The organism is Sanguibacteroides sp. AM78-02pH3A (assembly GCF_027666085.1).
GTDB lineage: Bacteria > Bacteroidota > Bacteroidia > Bacteroidales > Marinifilaceae > Gabonibacter > Gabonibacter massiliensis.
Genome location: NZ_JAQEHX010000002.1, coordinates 354,492 through 366,008, shown reverse-complemented (window position 1 = coordinate 366,008; position 11,517 = coordinate 354,492). Strand labels below are relative to the sequence as shown.

The 11,517-nt window shown below is 44.3% G+C and carries 10 protein-coding genes and 1 riboswitch; of the genes, 7 read left to right on the top strand and 3 right to left on the bottom strand.

Annotated features, from left to right (window positions below):
* Nucleotides 1-52 precede the first annotated feature (52 nt).
* The 7 genes from PGR74_RS04330 (at nt 53) to PGR74_RS04300 (ending at nt 8,352) form a co-directional block, all read left to right on the top strand.
* Nucleotides 53-1,174, top strand: a complete 1,122-nt coding sequence (locus PGR74_RS04330) for an ABC transporter substrate-binding protein (RefSeq protein WP_270516773.1) — start codon at nt 53-55, stop codon at nt 1,172-1,174.
* Entirely contained in the window at nt 1,171-2,217 is a 1,047-nt protein-coding gene (locus tag PGR74_RS04325) for an iron chelate uptake ABC transporter family permease subunit (RefSeq protein ID WP_394341851.1), read from the top strand. Before PGR74_RS04330 ends, PGR74_RS04325 begins: the two co-directional genes overlap by 4 nt.
* Nucleotide 2,218: 1 nt before the next feature.
* The gene (locus PGR74_RS04320) at nt 2,219-3,241 is read left to right on the top strand and encodes an ABC transporter ATP-binding protein (RefSeq protein ID WP_110688491.1); all 1,023 of its coding nucleotides are present in this window, start codon (nt 2,219-2,221) and stop codon (nt 3,239-3,241) included.
* Nucleotides 3,242-3,427: 186 nt separating this feature from the next.
* On the top strand, nt 3,428-4,231 hold the full coding sequence (zupT, locus tag PGR74_RS04315) for a zinc transporter ZupT (RefSeq protein WP_059027020.1): 804 nt from the start codon (nt 3,428-3,430) through the stop codon (nt 4,229-4,231).
* Between the two features lie 10 nt (nt 4,232-4,241).
* A complete protein-coding gene (locus tag PGR74_RS04310) occupies nt 4,242-5,147 on the top strand; it encodes a cation diffusion facilitator family transporter (RefSeq protein ID WP_041505206.1) in 906 nt (301 codons plus the stop codon).
* Between the two features lie 157 nt (nt 5,148-5,304).
* Nucleotides 5,305-5,485, top strand: a riboswitch (cobalamin riboswitch).
* Between the two features lie 102 nt (nt 5,486-5,587).
* The gene (locus PGR74_RS04305; RefSeq protein ID WP_270516771.1) at nt 5,588-7,735 is read left to right on the top strand and encodes a ribonucleoside triphosphate reductase; all 2,148 of its coding nucleotides are present in this window, start codon (nt 5,588-5,590) and stop codon (nt 7,733-7,735) included.
* Nucleotides 7,717-8,352 (top strand): anaerobic ribonucleoside-triphosphate reductase activating protein, encoded by a 636-nt coding sequence (locus PGR74_RS04300; RefSeq protein ID WP_041503354.1) that lies wholly within the window; start codon nt 7,717-7,719, stop codon nt 8,350-8,352. The genes PGR74_RS04305 and PGR74_RS04300 overlap by 19 nt, the downstream gene beginning before the upstream one ends.
* Here PGR74_RS04300 and PGR74_RS04295 read toward each other — a convergent pair.
* The 3 genes from PGR74_RS04295 to PGR74_RS04285 all read right to left on the bottom strand — a co-directional run bounded on the left by PGR74_RS04295 (nt 8,332) and on the right by PGR74_RS04285 (nt 11,411).
* Nucleotides 8,332-9,000, bottom strand: a complete 669-nt coding sequence (locus tag PGR74_RS04295) for a potassium channel family protein (protein ID WP_041503353.1) — start codon at nt 8,998-9,000, stop codon at nt 8,332-8,334. The genes PGR74_RS04300 and PGR74_RS04295 overlap by 21 nt on opposite strands.
* Nucleotides 9,001-9,028: 28 nt before the next feature.
* Nucleotides 9,029-10,843: a TrkH family potassium uptake protein gene (locus tag PGR74_RS04290; protein ID WP_041505207.1), complete on the bottom strand. Its 1,815-nt coding sequence runs from the start codon at nt 10,841-10,843 to the stop codon at nt 9,029-9,031.
* A 199-nt stretch (nt 10,844-11,042) separates the two neighbouring features.
* Nucleotides 11,043-11,411: a DMT family protein gene (locus PGR74_RS04285; RefSeq protein WP_041503351.1), complete on the bottom strand. Its 369-nt coding sequence runs from the start codon at nt 11,409-11,411 to the stop codon at nt 11,043-11,045.
* Nucleotides 11,412-11,517: the final 106 nt, after the last annotated feature.

Genomic DNA, 11,517 nt, shown 5'->3' with positions numbered 1-11,517 from the left:
GCCTGAAAAAACGGGCAGGACAATCACATTATATTTATCTATTTTTATATCTATGAAAATTCATACCCTATTCGTCGGTCTTATTCTTCTTTGTTTTTCCTGCAAAAACCAACCATCCGGTTCAAACGCAGCCGGGGCTCCGATCCCCCTGAAACACGCCGAGAATCTCGTGCTGTTCCCGATTGAAGACTACACGATAGCCCAACTGCGTAATCCCTGGGATACTACTAAAATATTACATACTTACATTTTGGTTCCGAAAGAGAAAAAAGTTCCGACTCATCTCCCGGAAGGAACCGTAGTGAAAATCCCGTTGTCTAAGGCGATCGTCTACTCTTCCGTCCATTGCAGCCTGCTTCGGCAATTGGGTTCAATAACAAGTATCGTCGGCGTTTGCGATCTCCAGTATATCAAAATACCGGAAATACAAGAAGGATGTTCCTCAGGGAAAATCGCCGATTTGGGAAGCAGCATGAATCCCGATATCGAAAAAATCATCGATATTCACCCGGATGCCATTTTACTCTCTCCTTTCGAAAATAGCGGCGGCTACGGACGAATTGAAAAATTGGACGTACCGGTCATCGAATGTGCCGATTACATGGAAACCTCTCCCTTGGGACGGGCGGAATGGATGCGCTTTTACGGATTACTATTCGGACAGGCAGCAACAGCAGACTCTCTCTTTTCAGCGGTAACAAAAGAGTATAAGCGATTATGTCAATTGGCCTTGACGACACCGTCAAAACCCTCCGTTATCAGCGAACTAAGAAGCGGATCGGCCTGGTACGTGCCGGGTGGAAAAAGCACGATGGGACAACTGTATTCGGATGCCGGCGCCCGCTATCTATGGAGCGACGACCCCCGGAGCGGATCTATTCCCCTGGCCTTCGAAGTTGTTTTCGACCAGGGACACGAGGCCGATTTTTGGCTGATAAAATACAATCAGCAAACAGACAAGACTCTTCGCGAATTAAAATCGGACTACGCTCCCTACGCCAAATTCAAAGCCTTCAAAGAGAAGAACGTGTACGGATGCAACACGGGTAAGGTCGCTTTTTACGAGGAGTCGCCCTTCCACCCCGAATTATTATTAAAAGACCTGATAAGTATTTTTCATCCTGAATTAGTGAAAGATTATCAAGCATATTATTTCCAAAAACTGACGGAATGAATACCTCACACATGACATCTCCCGGCCGAAAATTCGGAATATTACTAACAGGCACCATCCTGGTGTTGTTGTATGGTAATTTGATCATAGGTTCCGTCCATATACCCGTTGATGCCGTTTGGGACATCTTGTGCGGACAGGAAGTCGAAAAAGCGAGTTGGAGATTTATTATTTGGGAATCACGCGTTCCCCAATGTATTACGGCCCTATTATGCGGAGCGGCATTAGCGGCTTCCGGTTTGATGTTACAAACAGCCTTCAACAATCCTTTAGCCGGCCCTTCCATCTTAGGAATTACGACCGGATCCAGCTTGGGAGTCGCCCTTGTCATGTTATTGGGAGGAGGCATTATTTCAGCGGGCGCATTCAACTTATCCGGTTTTTTTTCCGTCATTCTGGGAGCTTTTATCGGTTCCATGGTAGTTATGGGAATGATTCTGTTTTTCTCTACACTGACGAAAAGCAATATCATGTTGTTAATTATCGGTATTATGATCGGCTATATAGCTTCTTCCGTCATTGCTCTGTTGAACTTTTTTGCCACGGCGGAAGGGGTACACTCTTATATTATATGGGGGATGGGAAATTTCGGCGGAGTATCTATGGAACAATTGCCCTTTTTCTCCGCTACCTGTCTCATCGGATTGCTCCTCTCCTTATCATTGACAAAACCCCTGAATGCCCTTCTGTTAGGCACTCGATATGCCGAGAACTTAGGTATAAACATCCGCCGTATCCGTCATATGCTACTGATCGCTACCGGGCTATTAACAGCAGTCACAACGGCCTTTTGCGGTCCTATCGCTTTTATCGGCTTAGCTGTTCCTCATGTCGCACGACTCCTGTTGGGCACCTCGAACCATAATTCTCTCCTTCCGAACACCATGCTGCTGGGAGGGGCCATTGCCCTATTATGTAATCTGATATGCGTATTACCGGGGGAATCGGGCATCATCCCGTTAAATGCCGTAACGCCGGTATTGGGAGCCCCCGTGATCATTTACGTCATCATTAAACAACGCAAGATCCAATACTTCAACTAATATGCAAAATAATCCCATCGTACGGTCGCGGGACCTGACCATCGGATACAGGAAAGGCCGGAAAGAGACGAATCCAATCCAGCAACACCTCTCTTTCGAACTCCATAGAGGAGAATTAGTTTGTCTGTTGGGACCCAACGGGGCCGGTAAATCCACGCTTTTACGTACACTCGCATCATTCCAACCCCCATTAACGGGAGAAGTGCAACTCGAAGGGAAACCTTTATCCGACTATTCGGAAAAAGAGCGTTCCCGAAAAATAGGGGTAGTACTCACGGACCGGACACAGGCCGGAGGATTGACCGTCTATGAATTAATCTCTTTAGGACGTCAACCGCATACCGGATTTTTCGGACGACTCCATGCACGTGACCACAAAATCATCGAAGAGGCTATGAGTTCCGTGGGGATAGAAAACAAATTCAATAATTACGTTGCCGAACTATCCGACGGAGAACGACAAAAAACGATGATAGCCAAAGCATTGGTCCAGGAATGTCCGGTAATTCTTTTAGATGAACCCACCGCTTTTTTAGACGTAACGAGCCGAATAGAGATCATGCAACTCCTGCATACCCTTGCTTACCGACAACAAAAAACGATTCTGTTATCCACCCATGATATAGAACAAGCCCTTATTCTGGCGGATCGGCTATGGTTGCTATCGAAAACGGAAGGATTACGTTGCGGGGTAACGGAAGACCTGATTTTCGATAACAGCATGGATACGCTATTCGACCGGGAAAAAATAAAATTCGACCTTACCCAGGGAAACTATTATCCGCCCATACGGGGAGATCGCCATATCATCGTCGAGGCGGAAGACGAAACCTTAAAACATTGGGCGATCAACGTTTTAAACAGAAACCATTACATATGCCTTTTCTATCCCTACCCTTCCACTCTTTACCCGATATTAAAACTAAAAACGGCCCGGGAGATGAGTTTTCTTCCCTCCGGGGGAGAAAAAATCCCCGTACACTCGTTCGAAGAATTGACCGATCTTTTAAAATCCCTACCCTAACTTAAACCTTCCCGAGAAACGATGGTCCTCTGCAGCACTCCGAAAACGTCCATCCCATGTCCCAAAAAATGAATTTTCATTTTCTTTACCGAGGCTTTTTCATACCCGTAAAAAATCTATCTTTGTAAAATAAACCAAACGAAATCTCCGGAAAACATCGGGTATAACCCGGATAATATCGAATTCATGAAAGAAAGTTTATTTATTCCGTTATTATTGACTTTACTTGCAGGATTGGCAACCGGTATCGGTAGCCTGATCGCTTTTTTCACCCATCACACGAACAAACGTTTTCTCTCCTTTTCGCTGGGACTCTCCGCGGGAGTAATGATATACGTCTCTTTCGTGGAAATCTTCCAACAGGCGGAAACTTCCCTTACGGCCGAGTTAGGTTCAAAATACGGTATGACCATGACGGTCCTCTGCTTCTTCGCGGGAATGTCATTGATCGGTATCATCGATCGTCTGGTACCTTCCTTTGAAAATCCTCACGAAGTTCGTTCCGTAGAAAGTATGGATACCCCTCCCCCCAAGGATACAAAATTGATGCGCATGGGACTGATGACGGCCCTGGCCATCGGCATCCATAACTTCCCGGAAGGTATCGCTACTTTCACGGCTGCAGTGGAAAGCCCGACTTTAGGAATTGCAATAGCCGTCGCTATCGCCATCCACAATATCCCGGAAGGTATTGCCGTTTCTGTTCCTATTTACCATGCAACCGGAGATCGTAAAAAGGCATTTCGTTATTCCCTTCTGTCCGGCCTGGCGGAACCGACCGGTGCTCTTCTGGCTTATTTAGTACTCATGCCCTTTATGTCGCCCGTCCTGATGGGATGTATCTTCGCAGCCGTCGCAGGTATCATGGTCTTTATTTCCATAGATGAATTACTTCCTGCCGCCCGGGAATACGGAGAACACCACATCTCCATCTACGGACTTATCTCCGGAATGGGAATCATGGCTTTAAGTTTAATTTTATTGGCATAACCAAAAAGATATGGAACATACGCACGAACATCACCACCATAGAATCACCAGTCTAAATAAAGCTTTTATCATAGGGATCACGTTAAACACGGCTTTCGTGGTCGTTGAATTCGTTGCGGGATTCTGGTTTAATTCTTTGGGATTACTCTCGGATGCGGGACACAACTTAAGCGATGTCTTCAGTCTTGTATTGGCCATGCTGGCTTTCCGGCTTTCCCGCGTACAAGCCAATACCAAATACACGTACGGCTACAAAAAAAGCACGGTCTTAGCCTCCCTTTTAAATGCCGTCATCCTGTTGATTGCCGTAGGCTTCATCTTGGGAGAAAGCATCAACAAACTATTCCATCCTCAGCCGGTCGACGGAGACGCCGTCGCCTGGGTTGCCGGAGTCGGAGTAGTCATCAACGGGATCACGGCCTGGCTGTTTATGAAAGATAAAGAAAAGGACCTGAACGTAAAAGGAGCTTATCTACATATGGCAGCAGATGCCTTGGTCTCCATCGGTGTTTTGGTCTCCGGATTGATTATCGCCAACACGGGATGGAATATCATCGATCCGCTTATCGGGATCGGAATTGCCGTCATCATCGTTTATTCCACTTGGGGATTGCTGCGAGACAGTATTCGCTTGTCCTTAGACGGGGTTCCCGCCGGAACCGATTACAGACAGGTCGAAAAAACCATTGCCTCTGCCCGCGGGGTAAAAGGATTTCATCATTTGCATATCTGGGCTTTAAGCACGACCGAAACCGCTCTTACCGTACACGTCGTCATCGATGACATGTCCCAAATGGAAACCGTAAAATGCGATTTGAAACATGAATTGGAGCATATCGGCATTATTCATGCCACGTTGGAATTTGAAGCACCGGGATCTCATTGCAAGGATTGCCAAAAAGAATATTCAGACTAAAATGTTTCCCAAAAATGAAAACTTTATTAAATAAATATCATACAAAATTTTCCTATTCATACACACAAACAACTTAATATAAGTTTATTAACAATATATTCCACTTAGAATTATTGTTAAAAACAAAGATTACGATATATCCTATCTTATTTTTATTTACTTTCGTCATGCATTCGGTTCACGTTTGTGATTAATAGGGAATCCGGTGAAAATCCGGGACTATACCCGTAGCTGTAAGCTTTTTTTGTTTTTCGATCAAGAGATCCACTGTCGGATAACCGATGGGAAGGAGGTCGAAAATAGCGAGTCAGAAGACCTGCCGATTGCGATATATCCGTAACTTTCGGGTGAAAAGCGAGGAGAAGGCTTGCCTATCGGACTATTCTCATTTTACCCAAGGTTATAGTAAATTTATTTATTCATTACTAAAACCTTTAAGAATGAACGAAAACAGCTCTTTTTCAAAAATTGTAAAACGCAACGGGGAGATTTGCGATTTTAAAGCGGAAAAAATCGAACAAGCGATTTTTAAAGCTACGCGAGCAACGGGAAACCCTCATCGTAAAACAGCACGCGAACTCTGCAACAAGGTGATTGAAATTCTAAAAACCGACACCCCAGAAGGAGTCATTCCCCACGTGGAGATCGTACAGGACACGGTTGAACAGGTACTCTTGCAACACGGAGATTTCAATTTATTGAAAATTTATCTGCTTTACCGGAAACAACATGAACAGATCCGGAATTCCAAGGTATTGCTTACCAATATCGAAGTGATGGACGATTACCTGACTTTAAGCGACTGGAAAGTAAAAGAGAGTGCCAATTCGTCCTATTCTCTACAAGGGTTAAACCAACATATCTCCACCCAGATCACGTCCAATTACTGGTTAAACAATCTCTATCCGGAGAGAATATCCGAAGCTCACAAAAGCGGGGCCCTTCATATTCACGATCTCGGATTTTTAAGCGTGTATTGTGTCGGATGGGATCTGAAAGACTTACTAACAGTCGGTTTCAGGGGAGTTGAGGGAAAAGCCCAAAGTAAACCGGCCAAACATTTCCGGACAGCTTTAGGACAAATTGTCAACTTTTTCTATACCATGCAGGGAGAAGCCGCCGGGGCTCAGGCCTTCTCCAATTTCGATACCTTCCTGGCCCCTTATATCCGCTACGATCAATTGGATTACAAACAGATAAAACAATGCTTACAGGAGTTTCTGTTTAACTTAAACGTACCGACACGCGTCGGCTTCCAAACCCCTTTTACCAACATTACCATGGACCTAACTGTTCCGGATTTCTTAAAAAACGAACCGATTGTTCACGGCGGAGAAATCAAGGAAGAAGTATACGGCGACTTCCAAGCGGAGGTCACTTTACTAAATAAAGCATTTACCGAAGTAATGTACGAAGGTGATGCTTCCGGCAGTCTCTTCTCCTTCCCTATCCCGACCTACAATATCACTCCGGATTTTGATTGGAACAATCCCGAACACGAAGGGATATGGGAGATGACGGCCAAATACGGGATTCCCTATTTTTCCAATTTCGTGAACTCCGATATGAAACCGGACGATGTCCGCAGCATGTGCTGCCGTTTACGCTTGGATAAACGGGAATTGATGAAACGGGGAGGAGGACTGTTTGCTGCCAACCCGCTTACCGGGTCCGTGGGTGTCGTTACTATCAATCTGCCCCGTTTAGGTTATGAATCCGTATCGGAAGAAAACTTTTATCAACGTCTACGTTATTTGATGGAAATCGCTAAAGATAGCCTGGAGATCAAACGAAAAGTCATTGAACGTTATACCGAAAAAGGACTTTATCCCTACTCCAAATACTACCTCAGACACGTACACGAACGTTACGACTGTTTCTGGAAAAACCATTTCTCTACCATCGGGATAAACGGAATGAACGAATGCTGCCTCAACTTCTTAGGAGTACCTATCACCCATTCGGACGGAATAGAATTCGCTCAAAAAACAATGCTTTTCATGCGGGACATTTTAACCGAATTTCAGGAGGAGACCGGCAACATCTATAATTTGGAAGCCACTCCGGCAGAAAGTACCTCCTATCGTTTTGCTTTACTGGACACGGCCGCATATCCGGACATTATCGTGGCCAACCGGAAAGAATTCGAAAAAGGAGCACAACCTTATTACACGAATTCCACCCATTTACCGGTACATTTTACGGAAGACCTGTACGAAGCACTCGAACAACAGGATCAGCTTCAAACCCTTTATACCGGAGGAACCGTCTTCCACGTTTTTACCGGGGAACACCGGACTTCCGCCCAAGCCGCTAAAAACATGATACGGAAAGTAACTTCCGCATTCCGGTTACCCTATATCACGCTCTCGCCTTCCTTCAGCATATGTCCCTCCCACGGTTACATAGCCGGAGAACATTTTACCTGCCCCCAATGCGGAGCGAAGTCGGAAGTATACAGCAGGATCGTCGGCTACATGCGTCCAGTGAGTCAATGGAACAACGGAAAACGGGCCGAGTTTGACGACCGGAAACATTTTGACAACAGTATCACGGAAGAAATTGCGATATGCGAATCGGAGGATTGATTAAACAGAGCCTGATCGATTGGGAAGGGAGAGTGACCGCCGTTATATTTACCCAGGGATGCAATTTCCGGTGCGGTTATTGTCACAATCCCTCCCTTGTCCTACCGGAACTTTTTACGAATAATCAAAAATGGACGGAAGCGGAACTATTTTCGTTTCTGTCCAAACGCCGACAATGGTTGGACGGAGTTGTTATCTCCGGAGGCGAACCAACCCTTCAACCTGACCTTATTCTTTTTGTCCAAAAAATAAAAAAGTTAGGGTTCGACATAAAATTGGACACGAACGGGAGCAATCCCGACCTTCTCCGAGAACTTATTGCCGGGAAACGGATCGACGCAATTGCCATGGACATAAAATCCGCGTTAAACCTAACTGCCTACCGGAAAATAAGCCCCAATATAAGTTCCGAATTGCTGGACAAAATAAAAGAGTCTATTCGTATCATTCGGGCTTCAGGTATAGAGTATCTTTTTCGGACAACCGTTATTCCGGGTTTACAAACGGAAAAGGAACTGGAAAATGTAAAAAAGGAGTTCGAAAAAGATCCTTTTCTTTTACAGGAGTTCCGGAATGGGGATATCTTAAAAAATTACTTATTGCAATTGAATTCCTAACTTCCGGAAGTTCTTGTGCAATCCAAAAAGCACCAGAATATCTCTTCTTTCAAGTATCAGATCACTTGGCAGCTCGGGAAGAACCGTAGGCTTATCCTCTTTTTCCTGCAAACGTTTCAGGGTTATCAATTTCAAACCGAACTCCCGCTCGAAATCCACATCGCCTAATTTACGACCGACGAATCCGGCAGGAACTTCCCATTCGATAATCACGTGATCGGTATCGACCACGTAAGAATCGATGGTCGTTGCCAACTCTACCTTCAGGGCAAAAAAATCGGCATATTCCCACTCCGGATTGATAATCTCCGTAATACCCATCGTCTCCATAATCGTTTTGTGAACCTCCGACATGGCTCTGGCAACGATACGCTTGACTGCAAATTGTTTCAACAGGGCAAGTACGTACAAAGAGGTACCGAAATCCTTACCGATGACCACAAACACGATATCCACATCTTTCAAAGGTAGAGATCCCAAAGCCTGTTCGCTCCGGACGTCCAAGGCAATGGTCGTCGTAATGCTGTCCTTGTACTGATTGATTTTATTCAAATCGTTGTCAACTCCGATCACCTCATGTCCCAAAGCCGTCAAACGCTGTGACAAAGCCAGTCCAAAATGTCCTAAACCGATAACAATGCACTTCATATCATTCAAACATTAACTTCATTCATACTTATAATATCACCGTATCGTCCGCATACCTGTACAACTTCTCCTGCCGCTGCTTGACAACACCCGATAACAACGTGATCAATCCTACCCGCCCCACGAACATCGTGAGACTAATGATTATTTTTCCCGCATCACTCATAGCCGGGGTAAAATTCAACGAAAGCCCTACCGTTCCCAAAGCAGAAAAAACTTCAAATACGATTTGAACGAACCTCCCCTGAGGTTCCAGTATCGAAAGCAGCATAACGGCCAAAGCCGTCCACGCCAAAGACAAAAAGATAATCGCCTGAGCCCGATTCACATTTAAACGGGTTAATTGTCTCTTACCGATCTCCACCCTATCTTCTCCCCGGAGAATAGCGATAACATTCTTTAAAGCGATAACGAAGGTAGTCGTTTTTATTCCCCCGCCCGTAGACATCGGAGAGGCTCCGATCCACATCAATAAGATAAATAGAAAAATCGTAGCCTGATGTAACGCGGCCATATCCACATTATTAAATCCTGCCGTTCGAGTCGTCACGGAAGCCATAAACGAGGTAGCCAACTTTCCTTGCCAGGATAGACCTTCCAGGGTATTACCATCTTCAAAAAACAAAAAGAACACCATTCCCAACACCAATAAGACCAAGGTTGTCGGCAACACGATCCGAGTAGTGGTGCTCACGATATGAGCCCTATACTCAACTTTTCGTTTTCCATGAAACAAATACACTAAAAAACACCGTATCTTATATTTAAAATAACTTCCGTAATTAAACAATATAGGAAATCCCAGGCCGCCGAAAACGATCAGAAGACCTAACCAAACTTGTAATCCATAAACATTTCGAACCAAAGGATCATACAAATTTCCGGGCAAAGTAGAAAAACCAGCGTTACAAAATGCCGAAACGGCATGGAAAAGGGAAAAGAAAAACTTATCCTGAATTCCTTCCACATCCTGAATTTGCAGATAGACTATATACACCCCGACAGCCTCTATCAGTAAGGTCGTCGTTACCGTGTAAAACAAGGTTCTGAAAATATTATTCAGGGAAGATTCGTTCAACAAGTTTTTAAGAGCTAACTGATCCCGGAACGTCGTTTTCCCCAAAAAGGACATGGCGAAGAAACTGGTAAACGTCATCACCCCGATCCCGCCTAACTGAATCAACAATAAAAGGATCACATCCCCTGTCGGGGTAAAAACTTTTGCCGTATCAAGTACCGTCAATCCCGTTACGCACACCGCACTTGTCGCCGTAAAAAGGGCATCGATAAAACTGATTTTCTCGTAAGTAGCCGTGGGTAGTTTCAACAAGAAGGTCCCGATCAAAATCAACATCAGAAAACTGATAACGAACATCATTTCGGGACGGACATTACTTTTGAGCACGACAAAGAACTCTTTTGAAAGATAGATCGTGCTCAGAATCAAAACGACCGTATAGGTTACGATTCGATTCAACCGATACAGTACCGGATTCCGCGTTATCACCTCAGGGATCGAAAACCGGTATTCGGCAATAATCAAACCAAGTAAAACAATCAAAAAAAAGACCTCTAACCAGAAGCCTTTTTCTTCCCGCAACAATTTAAAATTAAGGAGGAACCGGATGGTAAGAAAAATAAAAAAGAGATTGGTTATCCCCTTATACATGCTATAAATCTCCTCCTGATACGCCGAAGCTCCCTTAAAACCGAATTTATAAACGACTAAAAAGATAGCCACAAATGAAGCCATAAACAACACGACACGCCCCGCTCCCTCCAAAATCGTTTTTGTTATCCGGTAAAATTTTCTAAATTGATATTGTATTTCCGTTGAAAACATAACTCCTATTTTCAGCAAGAATAAACGTTATTAAAATCTCTTTAGTTTCATTCTTTTCTGCGAAATTCGATCCCTGCTTCCAAATGTAACCATTTGTTTCGATTTGACCAAGTAGTTTTTCATGTTTGAACAGGCAAGGCCGAAAACCCGATAGATAGAACGGCGCCCGGCCCCTTAGACCCTTCCCGTATACCGTGATTTATTTCATAAACACGAAATAGACGGCCAAAACGAGACAGATACAGGCCGCCAAATGATTCCATTGAAAGGTAACACCTTTGAAGAATAGCATAGAAAAAAGGATAAATATCGCCAATGTGATTACCTCTTGAATAACCTTTAACTGCATCAACGAAAAAGGACCGCCATTCCCTTCAAAACCGATCCGGTTGGCTGGAACCTGAGCACAATACTCGAAAAAAGCAATCGCCCATGAAAAGAGGATTACGCCGATAAGCGGCCAATGACTAATTATTTTTGTCTCTTGCAATTTCAAGTGTCCGTACCAGGCAAAAGTCATAAACATATTAGACACCAAAAGTAATCCGATCGTATAAACCCCTTTCATTTTCTTCTTGTTAACACATTTATATTCTCGACATATAGACGATAATCTCCCTCAAAGCAGCACAAAAATATAAATTTTATTACCTTTGTTGATAATGATTGGGAGC

What these genes read in the sequence shown, in the direction of transcription:
- PGR74_RS04330 (WP_270516773.1), top strand. Translation starts at nt 53, where the DNA reads ATGAAAATTCATACCCTATTCGTCGGTCTTATTCTTCTTTGTTTTTCC.
- PGR74_RS04325 (WP_394341851.1), top strand. Translation starts at nt 1,171, where the DNA reads ATGAATACCTCACACATGACATCTCCCGGCCGAAAATTCGGAATATTA.
- PGR74_RS04320 (WP_110688491.1), top strand. Translation starts at nt 2,219, where the DNA reads ATGCAAAATAATCCCATCGTACGGTCGCGGGACCTGACCATCGGATAC.
- zupT (WP_059027020.1), top strand. Translation starts at nt 3,428, where the DNA reads ATGAAAGAAAGTTTATTTATTCCGTTATTATTGACTTTACTTGCAGGA.
- PGR74_RS04310 (WP_041505206.1), top strand. Translation starts at nt 4,242, where the DNA reads ATGGAACATACGCACGAACATCACCACCATAGAATCACCAGTCTAAAT.
- PGR74_RS04305 (WP_270516771.1), top strand. Translation starts at nt 5,588, where the DNA reads ATGAACGAAAACAGCTCTTTTTCAAAAATTGTAAAACGCAACGGGGAG.
- PGR74_RS04300 (WP_041503354.1), top strand. Translation starts at nt 7,717, where the DNA reads ATGCGAATCGGAGGATTGATTAAACAGAGCCTGATCGATTGGGAAGGG.
- PGR74_RS04295 (WP_041503353.1), bottom strand. Translation starts at nt 9,000, where the DNA reads ATGAAGTGCATTGTTATCGGTTTAGGACATTTTGGACTGGCTTTGTCA.
- PGR74_RS04290 (WP_041505207.1), bottom strand. Translation starts at nt 10,843, where the DNA reads ATGTTTTCAACGGAAATACAATATCAATTTAGAAAATTTTACCGGATA.
- PGR74_RS04285 (WP_041503351.1), bottom strand. Translation starts at nt 11,411, where the DNA reads ATGAAAGGGGTTTATACGATCGGATTACTTTTGGTGTCTAATATGTTT.